Raw genomic sequence first — 25,274 nt, forward strand, 5'->3', positions numbered from 1 at the left:
TGAATAGTTGTTTTTTAATAATTCTGCTTTAATACAGGAAATAAACCTTTGAAATTTTATTATTTTTAAATTCATAAATGGCAGTGGCTTCAACTTTCTGACCAGGCCGCATTCCGGAAACACTTTCTTTATCAATCACAGTGTTAAGGTTTACAATTCTCTGTTTAATTTCACAATGCAGGTCAGGAGCCTTGTTGAAGAGGTTTGTATACGTTTTTCTCATTTGCTCTTTTCCTTTGCTTAGCAATGTGCTGGGAAACGAATAGATCTCAACATCTTCGGCGTAAGGCTCCAGAAAAGCATCAATATTTCTTGCATTGTAAGCATTAACCTGTTGCTGTACAAGGCTTTCGGGAGTCATTTTCAGAATACTGGAAGGATCCTGGGGCTGTCCGTTTTTGAATACCATATCAACCTGTGTAAGATGATCCAGGTCTTCAATAGGATTGGCTTTTAACAGGACAAGATCTGCAATTTTCCCTTTTTCAATACTTCCATATTGAGAATCTTTATTAAGAATTTTTGTAGGATTAATTGTTGCTGACTGTAGGATTTGCCAATTGTTCATTCCGCTTTCCTTCATGGCTTTAAGCTCTTCCAGGAAAGAAGAAGCATGCTGTGTTCCGATATTGCCCGCATCTGTTCCGGCAGCAATAGTCACTCCACCGTCTGACAGCTTTTTAAGATTCACTTTTCTGATAGAATCAACCTTAGAAACGTAAGAGCTTATCTGAGGAGAATTGAACCTTGTTTTGTATTTTTTGATCCAGGTAGAATCAGATGTGGCTTCCAGGTGTTTCAGATCATATATCGAACCAATACTTTTAGAATTGGCGGTTTCCAGTTCGTAGGTATTATAATGTTTTTTTTGCCCGTAGGTATCATAATAGTTTTCCGATACAGTCAAAGTAGGGCATAATATTATTTTTTTAGATTGTAATAGCTTTACAAAATCATCGGAAACCACTTCATCCTCTATATCATGAACCAAATAATCGGCCCCGTTTAATACAGCTGTTTCAGCAGTAAAGCGTTCGGTAGCATGTACCGCCACTTTCAGATTATTTTTATGGGCTTCTTCAATAGCTGCTTTGATGACTGGCTCAAGCTTTTTTGCTTTCTCTTTCTTTTCCTGAGGATTTGCCCCTGATACGATATACCATATCTTGATAAAATCAGGATGGTAGGGAAGTTGTTCCTGCACATATTTCCTGGCTTCTTCAACAGTTAGAGAAAGTTTAAATGGTTCATCTTTACCAAGATTTTTAAATACTTCCGGCTCATAGGTTGTAATAAGGGGACCTGCCATATAAACGGAGGGTAGGTTTTGTTTCTTTTTCAAAGCATCACGAAGTAAAAGAAAATTATAGGTAGCACCGGGATCAATAACAGAAGTTATTCCCGCCCTTAAATAATGTTGAAGAAAATTTTCCATATTTTGATGCCCCCATTTAATCTCCTCTTCATAGGGCACATGCTTCCTGAGATCAAGAGCATCCGGTCTGGTATAGATTCCGCCACTCTGGAAAAAATGAATATGGGAGTCTGTCATTCCCGGGATCAGATACTTTCCTTCCCCGTTGATAATCGTAGAGTTCCGGGGAACTTTCACCTGTTTTCCGGATTTTACAGCTGTAATAATACCATTGGTGATGACAACGGTTTGTGCAGGGATCAATTTTTTATGGATTACATCTGCAACCGTTACATTTTCGATATACATCTGAGCCTGGATACCGGTGATGCATAAAACAAAAACAGTAATAAAAAGAAATTTTTTCATGGTTTCTATTAAGTGAGGTAAGAAGACAAAGATAATGAAAAGCACTATTGAGATGGATAATAATGTTTTTATACTTGTTTTATAAATAAATCAGTGATGGGATAACTTGGTGAATTCCGGATTCCACTTGGTAAACAATGGAAGAGTATACATAAAGTTTTAGTTACTTTGCAGTAAAGATCTGAAATCCGTGAAATTAGTTTTTAAAATATTCATCATATCAATACTGGCAGCAGGAAATTTCCTTCCTGCCCAGGATAGCACAAGGGTTTCCAAGGTATTAAAATCCGCTTCAAAGCTGAAAAAAGCAGTTGATAAAAATGATAATAAAGGAGTTGCCGATGCCTATGTAAGTATGGCCAATGATTACTATAGACAGGGAAATTATGCTAAAAGTGAAGAATTTCTGATCAAAGCCAAGGTGATTTATCAAAACCTCAACGATAAGAAGAATCTGGAATCTGTTACCCGAAGACTGGCTCAGGCTCAGGAAAAACAAAATAAAATAACTCCTGCCATCAGCAATTACAGTATGGCGGCGGAGATGGGATATAGCGCCAAAAGTAAAGCCGTTAATTCCAACGATGTGGCAAGGCTCTCTTCTCCCACATCGGAACAAAGGGCGGAAGCTATTCAGAATAATATTAATCTGAGTAAAAAAGAAAATGAACCGGCCGTTCTGGCGGACAGTTACAGCCAGCTTGCTGAGGTGAATATTCAGCAAAAAGATGTTTCCAAAGCTGAAGAAAACCTGAATAATGCCTATAAAATTTCTAAAAAAGAAGCCCCTCAGCAGGCATTGGAAATTAATCAGAAACTGGCTAATCTCTATATTGAAAATAAAAATTTTGATAAAGCCATTGAAGCCAAAAAAAAAGTATTGAAAGAAGACTTTGTCAAAGAAAACTCTCAGGAAAAGGTCAATCAGATTCAGGAACTGGCAGATATCTACATTAAAAAAAATGATCCTGAAGAAGCATTAGGATTATTAAAGAATGCCTACGGAATTGCTTTGGAAAAAGGCCATACCCTCGAAGCACAGAAAAGCGTGAAAAAGCTGGATAGCCTGTACGCAATCTCAGGAAATACAGATGCCTCAGTTCAGCTGTACAGGGATTTTCTGGGTAAGTTACCTGATCTCGTTTCTAAAGACAGAAGCCTTGTAGATAACAAAATTCTTGAAGATACAGAACAAAGAATCGCTCAGCTGGAAAAGGAAAAGCAATTGAAAGATGAGCTTATCCGGAAGAAAAATGTTTTTAATTACGGATTAATCGGGGCTTTAATTCTGTTAACAGGCTTGATGGTTATTATTTTCAGAACCCTGAAAAAGGTACGGGTTAAAAATAAAAAAATAGCTTTACAATCGCTACGTCGGGAGATGAACCCCCATTTTATTTTTAATAGCCTCAACAGTGTCAATCATTTTATAGCAACCAATAATGAATTGGAAGCCAATCAGTATCTGACCAAATTTTCCAAGCTGATGCGCGGTGTGATGGAAAATTCAACCGAAGACTTTATTCCTTTTCAACAGGAACTTGACCTTCTTCAGAATTATCTCGCCCTCGAAAAAACACGTTTTGCCGATAAGTTTGATTATGAAATAAAGGTGGATGAAAGCCTGAATATGCAGAATCTGCAGGTTCCGGGTATGCTTGTACAGCCGTTTTTGGAAAATGCAATCTGGCATGGGCTACGCTACAGGAAAGAAAAAGGACTTCTGAAACTAAATTTTGAAAAAAGCGGACAAAACCTAAAAGTCATCATTGAAGACAACGGAATAGGAATAGAAGAAAGCAAAAAACAGAAAACCCGGCACCAAAAGACAAGGGAAGGAAGAGGAATGAAAAATACGCTGGAAAGAATACAATTGCTGAATGATCTTTATAAAAAAGAAATTAGCTGTTCTGTAAAGGATAAAGAAATGGGCAATGGTGTTTTGGTTACCATTACAATGAACCTATAAAGTACAGGAATGGCAGATTGCATGGTTGGGTAAATATTCCTAATTTGCATCTGCAACCTATTATTCAATGAAAATAAAAGCTGTAATTGTAGACGATGAAGTCATCGCCAGGGAAGTCTTAAGAAGCTACCTTACAAAGTATTGTCCACAGGTGGAGATCCTGGGAGAAGCAGAAAATATCAAAGAAGCTGTACCCCTGATTGCGGAACAACAGCCACAATTGGTTTTCCTCGATGTAGAAATGCCATTCGGGAATGCTTTTGATGTGCTGGAAGCCACCAGGGATTTCTCCTATGAAACGATATTTATTACTGCATTTTCACAATATTCACTACAGGCTTTAAATAAATCTGCCAGTTACTATATTTTGAAACCTATCGATATCCAGGAACTTATTCTGGCTGTTAATAAAGTAATGGAAAGCCTTGAGAAAAAAGAAGAACTTAACCGCAATAAAATACTGCTTGAAAACCTGAAATTAAAACCTGAAAAGCAACAGCTTATCCTGCCTACTTTGCAGGGATTTGATGTAGTGAAAACAGAAGATATTGTCAGGCTTCAGGCAGATGGAAACTTTACTCAGGTTTACCTTACCGACGGCTCAAAGAAGATGGTATGCCGCTTTTTGAAACATTTTGATGATTTACTGGAAAACCCTTTTGTGAGGGTCCATCGTTCCCATATTATCAATACAACTTTTGTGAAATCTTACCATAAAAGCGGAACTGTCATGTTGTCTGATGATACGGAGATTGAAGTTTCCGGCAGTTTTAAAGATAACTTTTTGAAAGTATTCTCTTGAATTTATTGTTTCTTAACAGGTTAAAGGCATTATTTTTGACGTTTCAGGATAACCATACAAATATTTCTGTTATGAAAACTTTTCATAAAATTATAGTTCCCGTCTCACTGGGGGCGCTGGGGCTCGTCATCTTTAGTTCATATTCTGTAGGAATTCCCAGAGGAGCGGTAGCTGTAAAGAACTTTGATATCAAAAAATACCTTGGAAAATGGTACGAAATTGCCCGCTTTGATTACCGTTTTGAGAAAAATATGGATAATGTCACAGCCGAATATTCTGAAAATTCCAATGGAACGGTCCAGGTAAAAAATAAAGGCTATGACTATGTAAAAAAAGTCTGGAATACTTCCATAGGAGAAGCAAAATTTGTAAAAGACCCTACGGAAGCCCGTTTAAAAGTTTCGTTTTTCAAACCCTTTTGGGCAGGATATAATGTGATAGATATCGATGACGAATATCAGTATGCGCTGGTAGTGGGAAGCAGTTTAAAATATCTCTGGATTCTCTCCCGTACAACAGTCCTTCCCGAAAGTATCAGACAAAGGTTTCTGGAAAAAGCAAGGAAAATAGGATATAACACGGATGAACTCATCTGGGTGAAGCATAATCAGTAAACAGATAGAAATCTCAAAAAGGTTAATCAGCGTATTGCAAGCTTTACCCATTAACCTTTTTGATATTTGCTTTAGCTTCCAACATATTCCTTCCACTCCTCAAACCGATAATCAATAACCTGCTTCATCAGATCATAATTTTCGTAAGTGTCTTCGATATGATAAAACGTTTCATATTCATAATCATTTTCTTCCGCTTTGGTATCAAAAAGATTGACATAGTCGTCTGCAAATGAACTGAATCTATTCCCAAAATCTGTGTCATCAGCATAATAATCTTTTGCAAAACTGTTCCCCAGATCATTCAGGTCATACTCGGAAAACTTTCCGTCACAAGAATCCATCACGAATTCTGCCCCGGTAATTTCCCTTCGTTTTAATTTTTCAATTTCCTCCGCACTATCTTCTTTCAGCTGATCAGAAATCAGATCATTATGAATACACCAGTTTAGGAACATTCCTGTATGGGTGGCACCGTTTTTCTCAGGAAGTCCTTCGGGGAAATCACCCCCGTAATGCCATGAGGCATCATCATATTTAGACATACTTATAAACAATTTTCGTCAAAAATAGAAAAAATCAATTTATATTGCCCGTCACCAAGAATTTTCCGTCATTTGTAAAAAGATTTTTTTCGAAGATAGAATATGGAAAAAGCTGTTCTGATCACCATCGGTGATGAAATCCTTTCCGGAAATACGATAGATACCAACTCTAATTTTATTGCTGCCGAGCTCAAAAATATAGGAATAAAAGTTATTCAGATTTTCACAATTTCAGATGAAATCGAAACCATTAAAAATACGTTAAAGATTGCTTTTGAAACAGGAGACCTGGTCATTACAACCGGAGGACTGGGGCCTACAAGAGATGACAAAACGAAAAAAGCGCTGGCAGAGTTTTTCGATGACGAAATTGCTTTGGATGAGGTCACTTTTAATCATTTGAAAGGTTATATGGAAAGAAGGGGACGCGCTGATATTCTGGAGAGAAACAGGGAACAGGCATTTGTTCCAGCAAAGTCCGTGGTCTTTCAAAACCATTACGGGACAGCACCCTGCATGATGATGGAGCAGAACGGAAAGCTGTCTTTTAGCCTTCCGGGAGTTCCCTATGAAGTAAAACCTTTAATCAAAGATCAGATTATTCCTTATTTGCAAGGGAGGTTCAGCCTTCATTATATTCATACACGGATTGTTTCTGTTGTAGGAATTCCTGAAAGTATTCTCGCAGATATCATTGAAGACTGGGAACTTGCTCTTCCCGGGAACCTGGCATTATCCTATCTTCCGGTCGGAACCCGTGTGAAGCTGAGACTTACAGCTTCCGGAGATAATGAAACAATTTTGAAACAGCAGACAGAAGACGAAATCCAGAAGCTATTGCCTTTGGTAAAAGGCCATGTTATTGCAACTTCAGAAGATAAGATAGAACAGATTCTGGCTGAAATGCTTACCGAAAAACAAATGACAATTGCTACGGCAGAAAGCTGTACCGGTGGTGAACTGGCCAAAATGATAACTTCGGTCCCGGGAAGTTCAAAACATTTTCTGGGAGGGGTAGTAGCTTATGCTACAGAGAAAAAGGTGAAAATTTTAAATGTTTCCCAGGAAACGGTAGATCAGTTTACTGTCGTGAGCGAACAGGTAGCACAGGAAATGGCGAAAGGCTGTCAGGAACTATTTGATTCCCACATTTCTTTATCCACTACGGGAGTGGCAGGCCCCGGAAAAGGTGAGGACGGTAAAGAAGTAGGAACGGTTTTCTATACGATAAGGGTCAATGAAAAAGAAGTAACTTCCAAATTGTATCTTCCCCACCTGGAGAGAGTTGATTTTATGGATTTTGTTTCCCAGAAAGTGATTCAGGATCTCGTAGGGCTTTTGATCAGCGGGTAATACCAGGAAAGGATATTTTTAATTTTTTTTTAATTAATTTTTATAGGGTTTTTCACGCTTTTTGAAAATAATTCATCAAAAAGTTCATAAAAGTGGAAAATTCCAAACAGATCTTTCAGACCAACAGCAAAAAACGCTGGAAGAGCGTACAATGGGGAAGCCGTATCTTTATTTTTACCGGATTACTGCTTTTTCTCGCTTTAGGGCTGATGATGGCTCTGGACAAAAGTCCTGAAATTCCTTTTAAAGAAGATTACAAAGCTATAATCACTGCCAATAAACCTTATCTTCAGGAAAATAAAATTTCGAGAGAATATAAAGGATTCAGAAGCTTTATTTCTGAAAAAACGATGCATACCAGCCTGGCCAAGATTGAAAAGGCAAGGGTCGAAAGATTTAAAAATCAAAACAGAAACTGGGCACAATTTCCGGGAGGGATCCGTTCTGCCTTCTACGTAGCGTGGGATCCCCAATCTTTAATGTCGTTAAAACGGAATGTCAGACATGTTAATCTTGTTTTTCCCGAATGGTTCTTTTTGGATCCCAAAACAGGAAATCTGAAAACGAATGTTGATCCGGAAGGATATAAAGTGATCCGGAGAACAGGAGTGGCAACCATGCCTATTTTGAGTAATAATTTTGATAGGGAATTCCGTTCCGAAGGATTAAGAAAAGTACTTACAGATCCGCAGAAGAGAATGAATCTTATTCAGAAAATTACCCGGCAGTGCCAAAAATATCATTTCAAAGGTATTAATATTGACTTTGAGGATATGAATCTGGATTCTGACGAAAACCTGATTGCCTTTATGAAAGAGCTTTCAGAAACATTCAGACAGAACAATATGCTGGTGACTATGGATATCATGACGGATAATGATGACTATAATATCCGAAAACTGGATCCTTATGTAGATTACTTTGTTCTGATGGCCTATGATGAATATTCGGCAGGAAGTGATGCCGGTCCGGTTTCTTCCCAAAAATGGATAGAAGAGCAAACCGGGAAAATTGTAAAGCAAACCTCACCACAGAAAATTATCCTGGGATTGGGGGCGTATGGATACGATTGGAGCTCCAATAAAGATGACAATGCTTCCGTGACTTATATGCAGGCTATTACAAAAGCAAGCGCCAGTAAAGCAATAATCAATTTTGATGATAATACCTTTAATCTGAATTATTCGTACACGGATTCTAAAAATAATACCCATACCGTATTTTTTAACGATGCTGCTTCTATTTTCAATACGATGCGATTTTCATCAGAATACCCGCTGGCGGGAACAGCCTTGTGGAGATTGGGAAGTGAAGACAGCAGGATCTGGAATTTTTATGACAAAGCCCTTACGTTTACCGGACTTTCAAAACTCAATCTCCAAACATTGGAAAATGTCAAAGGACAAACCATGGTGGATTACATCGGTGACGGTGAAGTGCTGGATGTACTGAATACTCCTCATGACGGAAAAATAGCACTGGAAATTGATTCTAAAGAAAAGATCATTACAGATGAAAATTATATTACCTATCCCAGCTCCTATGAAGTGAAAAAATATGGAGGAGCTCCTCAAAAAGAGCTGGTACTGACATTTGATGACGGACCGGATGAAATCTATACCCCGCAGATTCTGGATGTACTGTCTAAATATCATGTTCCGGCAGCCTTCTTTTTAGTAGGGTTAAATGCTGAGAAAAACCTTCCGTTAGTTAAAAGAATCTATCGTGAAGGTCATGAAATAGGAAACCATACCTTTACCCATGAGAATGTAGCTAAAGTAAGCCCGGAAAGAGCTTTGCTGGAATTAAAACTGACCAGACTCCTGATAGAATGTGTAACAGGACACAGCACCATTCTTTTCCGGGCTCCTTATAATGCCGACTCAGAACCCACCACTTCCGAAGAGATTATTCCGGTAGCACTGGCAAGAAAGCAAAATTATCTGGATATCGGAGAAAATATTGACCCGGAAGACTGGCAGCCCGGAATTACATCTGATAAAATTGTAAAACGGATAATGGCCGGAATTAAACAGCAGAGAGGAAATATTATCCTGCTTCATGATGCCGGAGGAGAAACCAGGGAGGAAACCGTGAAAGCCCTGAAAACTTTAATTCCAATGCTTCAGAAACAAGGATATCACTTTACCAATCTTACCAGTATCCTGCATAAGACAAAAAATGAACTGATGCCGGAAGTACCTAAAACAAGATCCTACTATGTGATGCAGCTTAATCTGGTTTTGGCGACCATTATTTATGGGGTTAGCCGTTTTCTCGTTGCGCTGTTTACCATCTTTATTATATTGGGGTTGATAAGATTATTGTTGATGGCCTACTGGGCTTTTAAGGAAAAAAAGAATGAAAGGAAACATGAAGGTTTTCCCGTTCTGAAATCATACCCGAAAGTTTCCATCATTGTTCCTGCCTATAACGAAGAAGTCAATATTGTATCATCCCTGAACAACCTGTTAAAACAGACTTACCCGAATTTTAATATCATCATGGTAGATGACGGAAGTACTGACACCACATATGATAAAGCCAAAGAAGCATTTCCCAATCATCCTAAGCTGGAGATTTTTACCAAAACCAATGGTGGAAAAGCAACGGCTTTAAATTTTGGAATTTCCCAAACTGATGCAGAATATGTGGTGTGTATAGATGCTGATACCAAATTGCAGCAGGATGCCGTAAAATATCTGATTGCCCGATTTTTAAATGCCCGCCCTGAAGAAAAAATTGCAGCGGTAGCAGGAAATGTAAAAGTAGGAAACACAGTAAACTGGCTTACAAAATGGCAGGCTATAGAGTATACGACCAGTCAGAATTTTGACAGGCTGGCTTACGCTCATATCAATGCCATAACAGTAATTCCGGGTGCTATCGGTGCATTCAGAAGATCAGTGATTATGGAAGCGGGCGGATATTCTTCAGATACACTGGCTGAAGATTGTGATATTACTGTGAAAATCTTAAAAGCAGGATATACTGTTGCCAATGAAAACCGGGCCGTAGCAGTAACAGAAGCTCCGGAAACTGTAAAACAGTTCTTAAAACAGCGCTTCCGGTGGACCTATGGAATTATGCAGATGTTCTGGAAGCAAAAACAGACTTTCCTGAGTCCGAAACATAAAGGATTGGGCCTTTGGGCAATGCCTAATATCTTATTATTTCAATACATTATTCCGTTTTTTTCTCCATTGGCAGATCTTATCATGTTTTTTGGAATCTTATCCGGAAATGGAAGTAAAATATTTACCTATTATCTGATTTTTCTTCTGGTAGATGCTTCTTTGGCACTGGTTGCATTTATTATGCAGCGGGAGAAATGGGTTAATCTGATATATGTTGTTCCACAGAGATTCGGGTACAGATGGCTGATGTATATTGTATTGTTTAAAAGTTTAAGAAAAGCATTGAAAGGCGAAATGCAGTCCTGGGGATTCCTGAAAAGGACAGGTAATGTAAAAGAGATAGCAGCTTCTAATATGTAATCAGAGTTAGTTGAGAAAATTAAAAGATGGGTGATGGGAGATGGAAGGTGGAAGTCATGAATGTCATAAAAATGACTGCCACAACCTTTTTTACCTTTACTCTTGGTAATGGTCAGCTAAAAGTTACTTCCAGCCTCATTCTCCGGCTTCGGACCCGCTTAAATTCTTATGATACTCTGACGTTATTTGTTTAAATTTGTTTTCATAAAAGTAACAAATAGTAAATAAATCATACATATTGTATAAATTGTTATCATAATGAAAAAAATAACGCTTTCTTTGTTTTTAATAGCAGGGATCTGCTCTCAGAATACCATGAGTGCACAGGCTAAAGCTGCTAAAGTAGCAGTGAACAACACAGATAAAGGCTTAGACCTTAGCTTGATGGATACTTCAGTACGTCCACAGGATGACTTTTATAATTATGTGAGTGGAACCTGGATGAAAACAGCCAAAATTCCATCTGATAAGCCGACCTGGGGAAGCTTTAATAAACTGGCGGAGGATACGGATAACAATTCAATGACGATCCTGAACTCCCTTTTGAAAGATAAATTCGCTGACGGAAGCGAAGGCAAGAAGATCCAGGATTTATATGCAACCTTCATGAATGTGGAGAAAAGAAATGCTGACGGAATTAAGCCTATCCAGGAAAATCTGAATAAAATTGACGCCATCAAAAACCTTGCTGATCTTCAAAACTACCTGGCTTCTGTAACGAAGGAAGGAGAAAATGTTTTTTACGGATGGGGAATTGATGCAGACCTTAAAGATTCTAAAATGAACGCTGTTTATTTAGGAAATGCCTCTTTAGGATTAGGAAGAGATTATTACCAGAAAGTAAACGAAAAAAATACGGAAGCAATTGCAGAATATCAGAAATATGTAGCTTCCATGTTAAAAGAACTGGGATACAAAAATGCTGATGAAGCAGCAAAAGGTATCGTTAATTACGAAAAAAGCATTGCACAAACTTATCTGACAAACGAGCAGAGCCGTGACAACACCCTTCAGTACAACCCTCAGACAATGGCAGAATTGTCAACGCTGGTAAAAGGAGTTGATATTCCGGGATACCTTAAAAAAGTGGGTGTGAATACAGATAGGGTAATCATTGGAGAACTTGGCTATTATAAAAACTTTGATAAATTAGTAAGTGCTCAGAACCTTCCTGTAATTAAGGATTATCTTAAATTCCACATGATCAACGGAAGTGCTTCTTACCTGAGTGAGAAACTGGGAGACATGAAATTTGCTTTTTATGGAAAATACTTAAGAGGCCAGCAGGAACAAAGAGCCCTGAATAAGAGAGGCTTTGAATTGATCAACAGAAACCTGGGTGAAGCTTTCGGAAAATTATATGTAGAGAAATATTTCCCGGCAGAAGCTAAAGCTCAAATGGTGGAACTGATTGATTACCTGAAGAAAAGTTTTGCCGTTCATATCAATAACTTAGCCTGGATGTCTGCTACAACGAAGGAAAAGGCGATGCAGAAATTGAATAAATTCACCGTAAAAGTAGCCTATCCGGATAAATGGAAAGACTATTCTAAGCTGAACATTATTTCTGAAGCAAAAGGAGGCACACTATACCAGAATCTTCAGAATGTTTCAGAGTGGCAGTATAATAAAGACCTGGCTAAAATCGGAAAACCGGTTGATAAAACAGAATGGGGAATGACTCCACAAACGGTAAATGCTTATTACAATCCGGTAAATAACGAGATTGTATTCCCTGCAGCCATTCTTCAGCCGCCATTTTTCAATCCTAAGGCTGATGCAGCCGTAAACTTCGGTGGTATCGGGGCTGTTATCGGTCACGAAATGAGCCATGGATTTGATGATTCAGGAGCTCAGTTTGATGCTGATGGTAACCTGGTAGACTGGTGGACTCCGGAGGATAAGGCGAATTTTGAAAAAGCAACAAAAGCTTTAGCCTCTCAATACGACAAATATGAGCCGGTAAAAGGAACTTTCGTAAACGGAACATTCACAAACGGTGAAAACATCGCCGATTTAGGTGGAGTGAATATTGCTTACGATGCCCTTCAGATGTACCTGAAAGATAAAGGAAACCCGGGTAAGATCAGCGGATTTACCCAGGATCAGAGATTCTTCTTAAGCTGGGCAACCGTTTGGAGAACGTTATCCAGTGAAAAATATATGATTAACCAGGTGAAAACAGACCCACATTCTCCTGGATATTTCAGAAGCTTTGGACCGTTAATCAATGTTGATGCTTTCTATAAAGCATTTGATGTGAAAAAAGGAGATAAACTTTACAAAGCTCCGGAAGACAGAATCAAAATCTGGTAAAATATATAAACCGCTCAGCAATGGGCGGTTTTTTGTTTTCGGGGATGGTCTACCCAAAACCTGAAAATCCAATATTATTTTATCGGTTACAAGAAAAATATTGTCCTGAACCTGTCCCTGTCTTCCGTATTCCGGAACACCATTACTGAATACTTTCCATCATTTTCCAATTATCCTTCATCACTTATCATTAAAGTTTGTATATTTGATACGTTTGTGTTAAATCAAAAATTATCTTTAATGAAAAAGCTAAATATTGGGATACTTGCCCTTTCGGGTATTGTATTTCTGAATTCGTGTGGTACGGCAAAAACTGCAGGCGCAGATGTAAAAGCAGAAGCTGCAGCAGCTGTTGAAAAGCCGGTGAAAGAAGAAATAAAAGACGAGGGGATCAACCTGTCCTACATGGATACCAATGTCCGTCCGCAGGATGACTTTTTTAGCTATGTAAACGGAAATTGGGTGAAAACTACCCAGATTCCTTCCGACAAGGCAAGCTGGGGATCTTTCAATGCATTGAGAGAAAATGTAGATGATGCTTCTCTGGATATATTAAATAAAATTTTAACGGAATCTTATCCTGCAGGATCTGAAGGTCAGAAAATTCAAAACCTGTATGCTTCTTTTATGGATACCAATAAGAGAAATGCAGAGGGCTTAGCACCCATCAAAGGAGATTTGGCAAAGATTGATGCTATTAAAAGCCTTAATGATCTTCAGAAATACCTTTTGGAAGCTACAAAATTAGGAGACAACTCTTTTTATGGCTGGAGAGTAGGGGCAGATATGAAAAACTCTAAAATGAATGCAGTATATCTTGGAGGCCCTGATCTTGGTTTGGGAAGAGACTACTATCAGAAAGTCAATGAAGCCAATACAAAAACGTTGGCAGAATACCAGTCATATGTTGGAAAACTATTTGGTGTTTTAGGATATAAAAACTCAACACAGGCGGCCCAAAATGTAGTGGATTTTGAAAAACAACTGGCTAACTATCTGCTGACCCTTGAGCAGAACAGGGATGCTAATCTGAGATATAACCCTAAAAATGTTTCAGAACTGTCTGGATTGGTCAAAAATATTAATCTTGCCCAATACCTGAAAGACGCAGGAGTAAATACGGACAGGGTAATTATCGGAGAATTGAAGTATTATCAGAATATGGATCAGTTCCTTACCCAGAAAAACCTTCCTTTATTAAAAGATTATTTAAAATATCATGTTATTAATGGAAATGCGAGTAATCTTGATGATGGATTGGAACAGATCAGGTTTGATTTCTATTCAAAATACCTGCAGGGACAGAAAGAGCAGCGTCCTATGAACAAAAGAGGGCTTTCCCTTGTAAACGGTGTTTTGGGAGAGGCTTTCGGAAAATTATATGTAGAGAAATATTTTACTCCTGAAGCCAAACAGCAGATGGAAACCTATATTGACTATTTATTAAAATCATTCAAAACACATATTGCCAATATAGATTGGATGTCTCCTGAAACGAAAGTAAAAGCACAGGAGAAACTGTCTAAGTTTACAGTGAAAATTGCTTATCCGGATAAATGGAAAGATTATTCCAAACTACAGGTGGAGGCACCAAAACAAGGGGCTACCTTATATTCCAATCTTCAGAATGTATCAGCCTGGCAATATCAGAGAAGCCTGGATAAGGTAGGAAAGCCGGTTGATAAAACAGAATGGGGAATGACACCACAAACGGTAAATGCATACTATAGCGGATCAAATAATGAAATTGTATTCCCGGCTGCAATCCTTCAGCCTCCTTTTTATAATCCTAAAGCAGATGCTGCTGTGAATTTTGGGGGGATTGGAGCGGTAATCGGACATGAAATTTCCCATGGTTTTGATGACAGTGGCTCCCGTTTCGATGGAGATGGAAACCTGAATAACTGGTGGACGGATGCCGATCGTAAAAACTTTGATGCAAAAGTAGGGCAGTTAGCGGCACAATATAGTGCTTATGAGCCTGTAAAGGGAAGCTTTGTAAATGGTAAGTTTACAAGTGGAGAGAATATCGGAGACCTGGGAGGCGTGGCTGTAGCTTATGATGCCCTTCAGATGTACCTGAAAGATAAAGGCAACCCGGGGAAAATCAGCGGATTTACCCAGGACCAGAGATTCTTCATGAGCTGGGCAACCGTCTGGAGAACAAAAGCCACCGATCAGTATATGACCAATCAGGTAAAAACAGACCCACATTCCCCGGGAGTATTCAGGGCATTCGGCCCGTTGGTGAATCAGGATGCATTTATCAAAGCATTTGACATCAAACCGGGAGATAAAATGTATAAAGCTCCTCAGGACAGAATAAAAATTTGGTAGCCTTACCAAAAATTGTTAGAAAAGAAAGAATCCGTCTCGCGTTAAGTTGAGATGGATTCTTTTTTAATATTCTTTTTTATAATTCCGGAGGACAAACTTTATTCCGGTTTCTATAATGTCTCCCATCGTTTTACAATACTTGAAATTGATATCGTAGGTGAATTTCTGTAAAGTCGTCTTAAGTTCTACGACATTCGTTTCCGGCGCGATATTGTCTTTTTTCATAATAGAAATGAGTTCATCGAATCGGTTTTTGCTGCTGGTCACTCTTTTTACGATTTGAGAACGTACTTCCTTACGGTATTGCTCTATAGAACTGGGCTTCAGTTTTTCAAGTACCATATTGACCATTGGGTTGTTTTCCTTGAAATATTGGGGAAGATAGACCTTCAGATTCCCTTCATACGTTTGCTGATCAAAATCAATAGGACGGATTCTGTAAATAACCTGGTCGAAGTCATGTATAGGAATAACAACGTAATTATAAGATCGCATGTCACCAAGGAGCCCTATAAGGCAGCGCTCATTGAATTTCACAAACTCCTTGGAAATCTGTGCTTTTTCCAGTTCCGTACAGTTGAGCATATGTTTCTGAATAAAAATATCTCCGGGGATTCCTAAAATATGCTCTTCTATTAAGGTGTTTTTATAAATCAGGAAGTTAATTCTGTTGGGAGAAAGCAGGTCCTCAAGTTCCAGTCCGTAGATGCGGGAAGCATCCGCCTGTTTAATATAAAAATTGGTATAGTTATCATTCAGGATATTTCTCACCCGAACCCGAAATGGCTTAGAATTTCCAAAAGTACAAAAGTCAATTGTATCCACTTTCAGATAGGGTAGAGTAGCGGTATCTCCGTCAGAATGTAGGAGCGTATAAATCTTATTTAAACTAGCCTCTATTTCTTTAAACTCATGTTCAGGGTACATCACGCCAAGCCACAAAGTATCTTTGCCGTCTTTATCGAGAATATTCACGCTGTCACTAAATCTGAGAAGGTCTTCGTACAAAAATTGGATCTTGGTCGTTCTGTTATATTTTTCCAGATATTGCTGTAATTCCTCCGAAATTGGAAATATGGGTTTTCTAAACGCTATTTTTACATCTTTCATCACACAATTCACTTTCTTTAAATATAAAGAATATTTTTTGTAAGATTTGAGGAATTCTTATTTTAACATTCATGTGATACTTTTTATATAGAATAAATCAAACGAAAGTTTTATTTTTTCTTAAATTATTTTATTTTTCATAGCTTAGTGACATCGTAAGGCTTTGGTTTTATGTTGAATAATTGTAGATAAATTTAAATAAATCAAGAAAAATCTTGACAAAATTTTGTATGTTACAGTTTTTTTTTAAATTTAAACGTTGGATTGGTAATTTATTTGACCCATCGGTAAATTACTCAGAAACAGATCCAAACCAGAATAAGAAATCTCAAAATAATAATAATATGGCAATGTTTAATTATGGAGTTGGCGGAAACGAGGTAAAAGTAGACGCTAATGAAGCTATTCAGGAAATACAGGAAAATAAATCACTGATAGTAAGCCAGCTTACAACAGAAGAATCTTATACCCCTGAAATTGTAACAGGATTAAAAACAGTGGAAGACGTTTTCAAACATTTTCAGCCTTCAGTGTCGGTACAGCATGAAACAGAAGACGGAAGTGTGGTGGAAGAGGAATTCCGTTTTCAAAATCTTGGAGACTTTACTCCCAAAAGCCTTACTCAGAAATCAGATTATCTGCAGCAACTGAGTATGGAGCAGGAGCAGTACAACAAAATTGTACGTCAGCTGAAAACAAATAAAATTCTACGCAATATGCTGGAGAACGATCAGACAAGAGCGGCGTTCATAGAAGTATTGAAAGAAGTGGCACAAGAACTTGAAAATAATTAAAGACTTTACATTAAATCATGGATAGTAAATTACAGGCGCAAGAAAGTCAGCAGCAGGGACAGCAGCAACATTCAGGGCAACCGAAAGGTAACCCGCTTGCGGAACTCAATAAAATGGGAGGCTTTGGCTTTGTTGAATCCGTTGTAGACGGAATCGCCAATATGAACCCTACAAGAAAGGCAAGAAAAGAAATCTTCCTTAACGATAGCAATAAAGCAGACGAAAGAAAAGAACTTCTTCAAAAAATCAACCTTTGGGTAAGTCTTTTGGAAGGGAATGAATCTGCAGATAAAATGGCAGAAACATGTAAAAGCAAAGCTCAACAGGCAGATCAGAATCTAAAGAAAAACCTGAAGAATACACTGGATGCTGTACGTTTGCTGGAAACCAACTATAGAACAGTAGCCCAATTCTATAAAAATACAGAACTGGACAAAGTGGATAACGTAAGCATTGTGAATGCAAGCCTTGAGCAGGTTTCGGATCTGGATAACCCTTTGTTCATTGATGCCATCGCTGAAGAATTCAAAAATTACTATGACCGTCTGGACCTTAGGGATAACTATTCAATCCTTGCCATACCAGGATATTTAGGATCCAATAAAGTGATTGAGAAATGGGCCAAAATCTGTAACGAGAATAAAGTAATGATGGTTACAGACTTTGCTAACCTTGATAAACCGGATGACGTAGTAGACTTATTCCACTCAGCAAACCTTACAGGAGGCGAGCTTCACAGAAGTAATGTGATTATGACATGTAACTGGCTGGTAGGAAGAGGAAAAGCTGAAGAAGTAGGCGAAGAGGAAAATGTAGAACTTCCACCTTCCACCTCATTAGCCGGTAAAATCCATAAGACATTAATGTCTCAGGTAGCGGCCGGTAAAAAACATGGTAACATCAACGAAGTAGACGCTGTAAAATTCGAATTGAAGAAAAGTGAAATTTCGCAGTTAGAAAAAATGGGTCTCGTTCCAATGGTAAATGAATACGGAAAAATTATGGCTTTCTCTGCGAAAACATTATTTACAGGAGACAATATTGGTCTTCAGACGTATTCAGTAGTTCGTGTATTCGATTACGTAACCAAAGTTTTATTAGACTTCCTGAACAGAAGAGCCTTCGAAAACTGGAATGCTAAAAATGAAGATGATCTTAGAAGACAGATCGTAACCTTCCTGGATAATATCAAAGGACCGGATAAACTTATTGAAAAGTTTAAAATTGTTCGTTTTGAGCAGGATAGAGTAAACAAAGACAGAGTATGGCTTGACATTCGTATGACGCCTTATTTCCCTACAAAAAGCTTCGTTATTAAATTAGACGGACACAAAGGAGATGATGGTAACGAATGGGATGCAGAATACGCACAGGAATAAAAAAAACATATTTAAAATATAAAAAACCGATGCAATTTTACATCGGTTTTTTTCTACCAATACTTATGAATATTAATATGAAAAAAAAACTTACCATTGTTCTCCCTGCATTATTAATGGTGTTTTTGTCCAGCTGTGAAAAGAAATATCAAAGTCCCGGTCATTATAAAAATGATCTTTTTGCTGATGAGCATCAGGCAGGAAAAGCTTATATCATGAATGAAGATGAGTGTTTTGATGGTAGTGAGCTGGTGATAGCAAGTTCCGGAGTGAAACTGGCAGACAGTTCAAAAGGTCGGGGAAAACCGTTTTTTATTTATAAAATAAGTTCCGGAAAAGTTTTGAAGACCGTCAGAGATTCAGTAGTGGAATATCCGCTTCAGTTTTTATCTAACCAAAGATTGAAACTGAAGAAGGGAGATTCTATGTATGTTTATCTGAAAAAGCTTGAAGGATACCGCTTTATTGTAAAAGACAAGCAAAACCTTAAGTACCAATGGCTGAGGGCAGCACCCGTATATTCTGTGAAGAAAGAATAATTTTTAACGGATTCATTTCAAAATATATATGAAAAAAACAAGCTTCTCGTTATAAGTGAAAGTATGAGTATCCGGAAGATTATTCTTTTGGATCTGACTTAAAAAACACAAAGATATGGTAGGAGTTAGTTTTGAAACGTGGTCTGAGATCAAAAGAAAGCCGATGAATATGGGCAATGCTATGGTCCTGAATGCTTATGTTGCTAAATTTGAAGACAATAAATATGTCCAGATCAATTCGGCTTCTGTAGGCGATACAGTGTATATTATTGTTGAAACAATAGGCTTAACCGGTAAAAAAATAGAAGTGAATCTGTTGGACCGTGATGGGATCCTGGACGGTAAAAACTTTTCTGTAGTAGATTTACTTCAGGATGATAAAGATACACAAGGCTTACTCACTGCAATTGTGGATAAACAGGGAAAGGCCATCTACAAAGTTAAACTCCAGCCTTCTTCAGATAAAAAAGACATTGAAAACTGGGGAAATAAAATCAATAAGACCAAAGATAAAAAAATATATACCTGTTTATTGGTGGATGCTGATAAACATAATCCAGGAGTAAATATTACTTATACCGGACGAAATGCGAAAGATCATGAAAACGATTCCCGGAAATCTTCCAAAACCAATTACTGGCTTGATGAAAACGGAAAATGGTTTGAATTGAAATATTGTGAGTGTAATATTTACTCAATAGACAAAGAATTATTAAAAGGCCCCAATGTTGTTTATACAAAAACAGGCAGTAAAGTAAAAGGAAATATTGGTATCCGGAAAGTTATTGCAATTGTTCTGCATCGAACTATTGGATCTTCAATTTCAGGAGCTATTGCACATTCAAAAGGAACTCATTTTTATGTTGAAGGAACATATGGTGTGGATGGTGAGATATTCCAACCGATCAAACTGGATCAGTATTCCAATCACATTATGAATCAGACTGCAAGAACCAGTCGTTTAGAAATCCAAACTGAAAATTCTATCGGAATAGAAGTGGTGGGAATGGCTTACTATAAAGTAGGGAAGGACTTATATACAGTGTATGATACAAAAATAAAAGATCCGGCTTCAATTAAACTAACAAAGCCCTTCAAAGGAGAAAGGAAAATTGATGGGAAATGGGCTGTTGAAGATATTTATTGGGATAAATTGACAGAAGCACAGATAAAATCTGTGAAATGTATTGTTGCTACTCTGATGAAAAAGTATAATTTAAAAAAAGAAAATATTTTTACCCATGAAGAAATACAGTCAAAAACTGCTGGGGAAGGACAGGTTGTTAAAGATGCTATTTTTCCACTATTAAACGAATGCTTATGAAAAATCTGTTATTGATATTTCTTACATCCATTCTTTTTTCTGGTTGTGGTTCTTTACACGGGCAAAATAAAGTAATAGAACAGTTTGTAAAAAAAGTGGTGGAAACTTACAATCAAAAAGATTCGGAAAAGTTTAACCGGTTAATAAATAAAAACACAGGTCTTATACTTATTACCACTCTGGGGCCTAATAATAGCTGGTCTAAAGTCCAAAAGATATGTCTTGATAAAAAATGTTTGGAAAAAGGAATGGCAGAATCAGTGGGGAATCCTTATCAGTTATTTCTGGAAGAATATAAAACAGGAAATTTGAATTTAAATAAAGTAGAATTTTCGGAACAGTCTTATTTTGAATGTGACAAGATTACGAAGCAGGGGATTTTCATCGCTTCTGAAAATAAATTCCATACACTTTCAGAGTCTGTTAGTCTCTTTATTAAGCATTTTCAGGATATTATTGGTGAAAAGCCTGATCAGAAGAAGAAAAGCGAATTAGAGAAAGATAGAGCAGAGTTTAAAAAAATAGAATTTAAAAGCAGAAGAGTGACGGTAAACAGTAAAGCCGGAACTTTTATTTTTTATATGACTTATATAAATGGGAAATGGTATTTGACGATTATAGACTTTGCTTCTGTGGATTGTAGTGTATAATAAATATTATTGAAATCCTGTTTGTTTATAAACAGATTGTGTCTAAGGGGCAAAAGAAAAAGAATAAGCTTATCTTTGCAGCATTGAATAATGTACATGGATGAAGAGAAATAAACTCTTCAATGAATTAAACAGACTAAGCTTTTTGGAAAAAAATAAAACAGTCACAAGCTTTCTTCATATAGGAAACAGGCTTTTGGAATGGTATAGGAATAATGCCAGGGATTTACCTTTCAGACAGACTAAAGACCCATATAAAATCTGGATCTGTGAAATTGTATTTCAGCAGACAAGGATTAACCAGGGCCTTAATCATTACAACAACTTTATTAAAAGGTTTCCGGATGTAAAAACCTTAGCTGAAGCTGAGGAAAATGAAGTTTTGTTACATTGGAAAGGATTGGGCTATTATTCCAGGGCAATTAATATTCATAAAGCTGCCCGGCAGATTATGAATGATTATCAGGGAATTTTTCCTGCAGAATATGAAGAAATTTTGAAATTAAAAGGCGTAGGCAAATATACGGCTGCAGCGATTTCGAGTATTTGTTTTGGCGGAAAGATTCCTGCAGTTGACGGAAACTTTTACCGCGTTCTAAGTCGCCTGTTTGCTGATGATTTTGATATTTCCAACGCAAAGGCTTTTGCTTATTTTTCAGAACTGGCAACTTTAGTGATGCCCGATAATGTGGGGGATTTCAACCAGGCGATGATGGATCTCGGCTCTGAAATCTGTAAACCCAAAAACCCTCTTTGTGGAGAATGTCCGGTCCATGAAGATTGTCTGGCTTTTTCATTGCAGAAAATTTCAGCCTATCCGGTAAAAACGAAGAAAGTAAAGGCAGAAGACCTGTCTTTGACGTATTATTTTGTTCATAGAAACGGGGAATTTCTGATCCGCCAGAGAAAAGATGACTTTATCTGGAAAAAATTATTTGAATTCCCGTCTTTCCTCCCTGAGACAATGAAAACTTTTATTACCGGCTCAAAAATAATCAGTCATAAGCTTACCCATAAGAACTTAAGCATTGAAATATTTAATGTTGAAGTTACCTCGGAAAAGATCTGGAATGATTTTATCACTGAAAATCAATACCTGATTACCAACTTTGAAGCCTCTCATGAAAAATCATTTCCAAAGCCTTTGGAAAATTACATTCAAAACTCTCTGAAAGACTGAAATTTGTCTTCTGAAATCTGAAATCTAATTTGTACTTTTGCAAAATGATAAAAAAAGTCATTTTTATTTTTGTATCACTGCTTTTAATCTCATGTGGAAAAGATCCGGTTCCGAAACCTTACGGTGAACTGCGTTTGGAATATCCGGTTCCGAAATACCAGAAGTTTGAAAACAATTGTGCCTATACTTTTGAATATTCAGATTTTGCTTCAATAAGCCCGGCCAAAAAACCTTGCTGGTTCTATCTGAATTATCCTGAAATGAAAGCCAAGGTTTTCGTTACGTATTATCCGATACAGAATGACTTTGCAGAACATATTAAGGAAGCAGAGAAAATGGTATATGAGCACACCATTAAAGCCAGTGCTATAGACACTAAATCTTTTGAATATCCGGAAAAGAAAGTGTATGGAAACTTCTATGAACTTAAAGGACAGAGTGCTTCCAACCTTCAGTTTTACATTACAGACAGTACAAAACATTTTGTAACTGCTTACTTATACTTTAATTCCAGGCCTAAACCGGATTCTTTAGCTCCTGCAGTGAACTATATCAAAAACGATATGAAACACCTGCTGGATTCTTTTGAATGGAAAAAATAATTACTTTTAATATACATTGAAAAATATATGAAACTTTTAGTTGTAGGAAGTGTTGCATTTGATGCAATCGAAACGCCATTTGGTAAGACGGATAAAATTTTAGGTGGAGCTGCCACTTATATTGGAATTACTTCATCTATTCTAGGCGTTAAATCTGGTATCGTTTCTGTAGTAGGAGGAGATTTCCCACAGGAACATCTTGATATGTTCACAGACAGAGAGGTAAATATTGAAGGAATTGAAATCGTAAAAGAAGGAAAAACATTCTTCTGGTCTGGTAAATACCATAATGACCTGAACACCAGAGATACATTAGCCACAGAAGTAAATGTGCTGGAAAATTTTGACCCTAAGATTCCGGATTCAATGCAGGACGCTGAAATCTTATTACTTGGAAACCTACACCCGGGTGTTCAGTTGTCCGTACTTGAAAAAATGAATAACCGTCCTAAACTGGTTATCCTTGATACAATGAATTTCTGGATGGATTCTGCATGGGATATATTGATGGATATGATTGCCAAAACCGATGTGATTACCATTAATGATGAAGAAGCAAGACAGCTTTCAGGAGAATATTCCTTAGTAAAAGCAGCTAAAAAAATCCATACAATGGGTCCTGAGTATGTGATCATTAAAAAAGGAGAGCACGGAGCTTTACTTTTCCATGATAACAAAGTATTTGCGATCCCTGCACTTCCGTTAGAAGATGTTTTTGATCCTACAGGAGCAGGAGATACCTTTGCCGGTGGGTTTGCCGCTTATCTTGCCAAAAAAGGGAAAATAGATTTCGATACTATGAAATCTGCTTTGATCGTAGGGTCTGCAATGGCTTCATTTACCGTAGAAAAATTCGGAACAGAAAGAATCCAGGAAGTAAATGAATCAGATATGTTCAGCAGATTGAGACAATTCAAAGAATTGACAACATTTGATGTTGAACTGCAGTAAATAAGTCTTTTTAAGAAATATTTATAATAAAAAATTGAGTGAAATTCGTTAAGAATTCTAAATTTGCAACTTGTTAAAATAGTAAAATGACAAATAAACTAAAAATCACTTTTCTTCTTGGGATCTTCATGATGGTATTCTCTTCCCATATGATGAACGCCCAGCTTAAACAAGGAGATTTAGTGGATGGTATTGCTGCTGTTATTGGGGATGAAATTGTTTTGGAATCTGATGTGAATGAACAGATGAATTATGCAAAACAGCAGGGAGCTTCCGATACAGACAAATGTGAATTCCTGGAAAACCTGATCAGCAATAAACTTCTTGTATATGAAGCAAAAAAAGATACGTTAATTGAAAACCGTTCTGCTGCAATCAAAGAACAGGCTAATGCAAAATACCGTCAGTTGCTTTCTCAATTTCCGGATGAAAAAACAATGCTTGCCGCTTATAAGTTCAGAAATGCTTATGAAATGAAGAATGCGATCGAAAAGATCGATACAGACCAGTATTACGGACAGGCAAAATACCAGAGGGTAACGGATAAAGCAGATGTAACTCCGAATGAAGTTACAGACTTTTATAATATGTATAAAATGCAGTTGCCGCAGGTAAAAGATGAGGTAACCTTAGCGCAGATCATGATGTATCCTAAGTTGACCGAAGCTCACAAGCAAGATTTAATCAACAGATTGAAAAAGATCAAGCAGGATATTCTGGGAGGAGAAAGTTTCGAAAGCCAGGCAAGAATCTATTCTGAAGATGAGGGATCAGCTTCCAATGGAGGTCTGTATAAAAACATCAACAAAGGGCAGATGGTAAAGCCGTTTGAGGCTGCAGCATTAAACCTTCAGGAAAATGAAATCTCTGATCCTGTAGAATCGGATTTCGGGTACCATATTATTCAGCTGGTGAAAAAGTCCGGGAAAGTATATGATGCAAGACATATCTTGCTGAAAGCTACTCCAACGGAAGATGAGATTAAAACAGCAAAAGCAAAATTAGATAGCATCAGAGGTCTGGTTTTAAACGGTAAAATGACATTTAAAGATGCCGCTTTCAAATTCTCAGATGATAAAAGAACCAAATTCAACGCAGGGGTAATTCCTGGAGGAGACGGCTCTGATAAAATTGAAAGAGAAAGTATTCCGGGAACGATCAGCTATGAGCTGGCAGGGTTAAACAAAGGAGATATCACCACAGCTTTTGAAGATGAAGATAACAGAAGAAAAGTGGTAAAAATCATCAGAATGGATGATGTAATCCCTTCCCATCAGATTACTCTGGAAACAGATTTCAGCAGAATTAAACAAATGGCGCTGAATAAAAAGAAAAATGAAATGGTTGAAAAATTCGTCAACTCCAAATTGCCGACAACCTTTATTTCCATAGACGGACGGTATGATAACTGTAAATTTAAGTCCAACTGGAAAAAAGAATCAATCAAAAAATAAACAGATAAGCCTTCAGAACTCCTGAAGGTTTTTTTGTGTGTGAAACCAAGCTTATTCATACTGTTAAATGATTCT

At 37.4% G+C, this 25,274-nt stretch carries 19 protein-coding genes; 16 read left to right on the forward strand and 3 right to left on the reverse strand.

The window, feature by feature from the left end:
• Positions 1 to 28 precede the first annotated feature (28 nt).
• Positions 29 to 1,783, reverse strand: a complete 1,755-nt coding sequence (locus OK18_RS13405) for an amidohydrolase family protein (protein ID WP_053328306.1) — start codon at positions 1,781 to 1,783, stop codon at positions 29 to 31.
• A gap of 190 nt (positions 1,784 to 1,973) precedes the next feature.
• Between OK18_RS13405 and OK18_RS13410 the strand changes: the two genes are divergently transcribed.
• The 3 genes from OK18_RS13410 (at position 1,974) to OK18_RS13420 (ending at position 5,168) form a co-directional block, all read left to right on the forward strand.
• Positions 1,974 to 3,752, forward strand: coding sequence for a histidine kinase (locus tag OK18_RS13410; RefSeq protein WP_228377611.1), 1,779 nt, complete (start codon positions 1,974 to 1,976; stop codon positions 3,750 to 3,752).
• A gap of 67 nt (positions 3,753 to 3,819) precedes the next feature.
• Entirely contained in the window at positions 3,820 to 4,554 is a 735-nt protein-coding gene (locus OK18_RS13415) for a LytR/AlgR family response regulator transcription factor (RefSeq protein ID WP_053328308.1), read from the forward strand.
• 71 nt (positions 4,555 to 4,625) lie between these two features.
• Positions 4,626 to 5,168 (forward strand): lipocalin family protein, encoded by a 543-nt coding sequence (locus tag OK18_RS13420; RefSeq protein WP_053329372.1) that lies wholly within the window; start codon positions 4,626 to 4,628, stop codon positions 5,166 to 5,168.
• 71 nt (positions 5,169 to 5,239) lie between these two features.
• Here OK18_RS13420 and OK18_RS13425 read toward each other — a convergent pair whose 3' ends face one another.
• Complete coding sequence (locus tag OK18_RS13425; protein WP_050021576.1) at positions 5,240 to 5,713, reverse strand: DUF7832 domain-containing protein; 474 nt, start codon at positions 5,711 to 5,713, stop codon at positions 5,240 to 5,242.
• Positions 5,714 to 5,815: 102 nt separating this feature from the next.
• On the opposite strand from OK18_RS13425, the gene OK18_RS13430 reads away from it, so the two are divergent.
• From OK18_RS13430 to OK18_RS13445, 4 genes are all read left to right on the forward strand, one after another.
• Positions 5,816 to 7,066, forward strand: coding sequence for a CinA family nicotinamide mononucleotide deamidase-related protein (locus OK18_RS13430; RefSeq protein ID WP_050021575.1), 1,251 nt, complete (start codon positions 5,816 to 5,818; stop codon positions 7,064 to 7,066).
• Between the two features lie 92 nt (positions 7,067 to 7,158).
• Positions 7,159 to 10,563, forward strand: a complete 3,405-nt coding sequence (locus OK18_RS13435; RefSeq protein ID WP_053328309.1) for a glycosyltransferase — start codon at positions 7,159 to 7,161, stop codon at positions 10,561 to 10,563.
• A 258-nt stretch (positions 10,564 to 10,821) separates the two neighbouring features.
• A complete protein-coding gene (locus tag OK18_RS13440) occupies positions 10,822 to 12,879 on the forward strand; it encodes a M13 family metallopeptidase (protein ID WP_050021574.1) in 2,058 nt (685 codons plus the stop codon).
• 240 nt (positions 12,880 to 13,119) lie between these two features.
• A complete protein-coding gene (locus OK18_RS13445; RefSeq protein ID WP_053328310.1) occupies positions 13,120 to 15,216 on the forward strand; it encodes a M13 family metallopeptidase in 2,097 nt (698 codons plus the stop codon).
• Between the two features lie 63 nt (positions 15,217 to 15,279).
• Here OK18_RS13445 and OK18_RS13450 read toward each other — a convergent pair whose 3' ends face one another.
• The gene (locus tag OK18_RS13450) at positions 15,280 to 16,326 is read right to left on the reverse strand and encodes a hypothetical protein (protein ID WP_053328311.1); all 1,047 of its coding nucleotides are present in this window, start codon (positions 16,324 to 16,326) and stop codon (positions 15,280 to 15,282) included.
• A 344-nt stretch (positions 16,327 to 16,670) separates the two neighbouring features.
• Here OK18_RS13450 and OK18_RS13455 point away from each other — a divergent pair, with 344 nt between their 5' ends.
• The 9 genes from OK18_RS13455 (at position 16,671) to OK18_RS13495 (ending at position 25,199) form a co-directional block, all read left to right on the forward strand.
• Positions 16,671 to 17,120, forward strand: a complete 450-nt coding sequence (locus OK18_RS13455) for a type VI secretion system contractile sheath small subunit (protein ID WP_228377612.1) — start codon at positions 16,671 to 16,673, stop codon at positions 17,118 to 17,120.
• Positions 17,121 to 17,137: 17 nt separating this feature from the next.
• Entirely contained in the window at positions 17,138 to 18,499 is a 1,362-nt protein-coding gene (locus OK18_RS13460) for a DUF5458 family protein (protein WP_050021571.1), read from the forward strand.
• Positions 18,500 to 18,576: 77 nt separating this feature from the next.
• Positions 18,577 to 19,038 carry a hypothetical protein gene (locus OK18_RS13465; RefSeq protein ID WP_228377613.1) on the forward strand — a complete coding sequence of 154 codons (462 nt, stop codon included), beginning with the start codon at positions 18,577 to 18,579 and terminating at the stop codon, positions 19,036 to 19,038.
• Positions 19,039 to 19,153: 115 nt separating this feature from the next.
• A complete protein-coding gene (locus tag OK18_RS13470) occupies positions 19,154 to 20,362 on the forward strand; it encodes a peptidoglycan recognition protein family protein (protein WP_053328313.1) in 1,209 nt (402 codons plus the stop codon).
• Positions 20,359 to 21,012: a hypothetical protein gene (locus tag OK18_RS13475; protein ID WP_053328314.1), complete on the forward strand. Its 654-nt coding sequence runs from the start codon at positions 20,359 to 20,361 to the stop codon at positions 21,010 to 21,012. The genes OK18_RS13470 and OK18_RS13475 overlap by 4 nt, the downstream gene beginning before the upstream one ends.
• 100 nt (positions 21,013 to 21,112) lie before the next feature.
• Positions 21,113 to 22,192, forward strand: a complete 1,080-nt coding sequence (gene mutY, locus OK18_RS13480) for an A/G-specific adenine glycosylase (protein WP_082129193.1) — start codon at positions 21,113 to 21,115, stop codon at positions 22,190 to 22,192.
• Positions 22,193 to 22,236: 44 nt separating this feature from the next.
• On the forward strand, positions 22,237 to 22,794 hold the full coding sequence (gldD, locus tag OK18_RS13485; protein ID WP_053328315.1) for a gliding motility lipoprotein GldD: 558 nt from the start codon (positions 22,237 to 22,239) through the stop codon (positions 22,792 to 22,794).
• Positions 22,795 to 22,821: 27 nt separating this feature from the next.
• On the forward strand, positions 22,822 to 23,745 hold the full coding sequence (locus OK18_RS13490; RefSeq protein ID WP_050021567.1) for a PfkB family carbohydrate kinase: 924 nt from the start codon (positions 22,822 to 22,824) through the stop codon (positions 23,743 to 23,745).
• A gap of 86 nt (positions 23,746 to 23,831) precedes the next feature.
• Positions 23,832 to 25,199 (forward strand): peptidylprolyl isomerase, encoded by a 1,368-nt coding sequence (locus OK18_RS13495; protein ID WP_053328316.1) that lies wholly within the window; start codon positions 23,832 to 23,834, stop codon positions 25,197 to 25,199.
• Positions 25,200 to 25,274 lie beyond the last annotated feature (75 nt).

This window comes from Chryseobacterium gallinarum, from assembly GCF_001021975.1.
Taxonomy (GTDB): Bacteria; Bacteroidota; Bacteroidia; order Flavobacteriales; family Weeksellaceae; genus Chryseobacterium; species Chryseobacterium gallinarum.

Coding starts and splice junctions, on each gene's coding strand:
- OK18_RS13445 (WP_053328310.1), top strand. CDS start 13,120: ATGAAAAAGCTAAATATTGGGATACTTGCCCTTTCGGGTATTGTATTT.
- OK18_RS13420 (WP_053329372.1), top strand. CDS start 4,626: ATGAAAACTTTTCATAAAATTATAGTTCCCGTCTCACTGGGGGCGCTG.
- OK18_RS13440 (WP_050021574.1), top strand. CDS start 10,822: ATGAAAAAAATAACGCTTTCTTTGTTTTTAATAGCAGGGATCTGCTCT.
- OK18_RS13475 (WP_053328314.1), top strand. CDS start 20,359: ATGAAAAATCTGTTATTGATATTTCTTACATCCATTCTTTTTTCTGGT.
- OK18_RS13450 (WP_053328311.1), bottom strand. CDS start 16,326: ATGAAAGATGTAAAAATAGCGTTTAGAAAACCCATATTTCCAATTTCG.
- OK18_RS13455 (WP_228377612.1), top strand. CDS start 16,671: ATGGCAATGTTTAATTATGGAGTTGGCGGAAACGAGGTAAAAGTAGAC.
- OK18_RS13415 (WP_053328308.1), top strand. CDS start 3,820: ATGAAAATAAAAGCTGTAATTGTAGACGATGAAGTCATCGCCAGGGAA.
- mutY (WP_082129193.1), top strand. CDS start 21,113: ATGAAGAGAAATAAACTCTTCAATGAATTAAACAGACTAAGCTTTTTG.
- OK18_RS13430 (WP_050021575.1), top strand. CDS start 5,816: ATGGAAAAAGCTGTTCTGATCACCATCGGTGATGAAATCCTTTCCGGA.
- OK18_RS13495 (WP_053328316.1), top strand. CDS start 23,832: ATGACAAATAAACTAAAAATCACTTTTCTTCTTGGGATCTTCATGATG.
- OK18_RS13425 (WP_050021576.1), bottom strand. CDS start 5,713: ATGTCTAAATATGATGATGCCTCATGGCATTACGGGGGTGATTTCCCC.
- OK18_RS13470 (WP_053328313.1), top strand. CDS start 19,154: ATGGTAGGAGTTAGTTTTGAAACGTGGTCTGAGATCAAAAGAAAGCCG.
- OK18_RS13405 (WP_053328306.1), bottom strand. CDS start 1,783: ATGAAAAAATTTCTTTTTATTACTGTTTTTGTTTTATGCATCACCGGT.
- gldD (WP_053328315.1), top strand. CDS start 22,237: ATGATAAAAAAAGTCATTTTTATTTTTGTATCACTGCTTTTAATCTCA.
- OK18_RS13490 (WP_050021567.1), top strand. CDS start 22,822: ATGAAACTTTTAGTTGTAGGAAGTGTTGCATTTGATGCAATCGAAACG.
- OK18_RS13465 (WP_228377613.1), top strand. CDS start 18,577: ATGAAAAAAAAACTTACCATTGTTCTCCCTGCATTATTAATGGTGTTT.
- OK18_RS13460 (WP_050021571.1), top strand. CDS start 17,138: ATGGATAGTAAATTACAGGCGCAAGAAAGTCAGCAGCAGGGACAGCAG.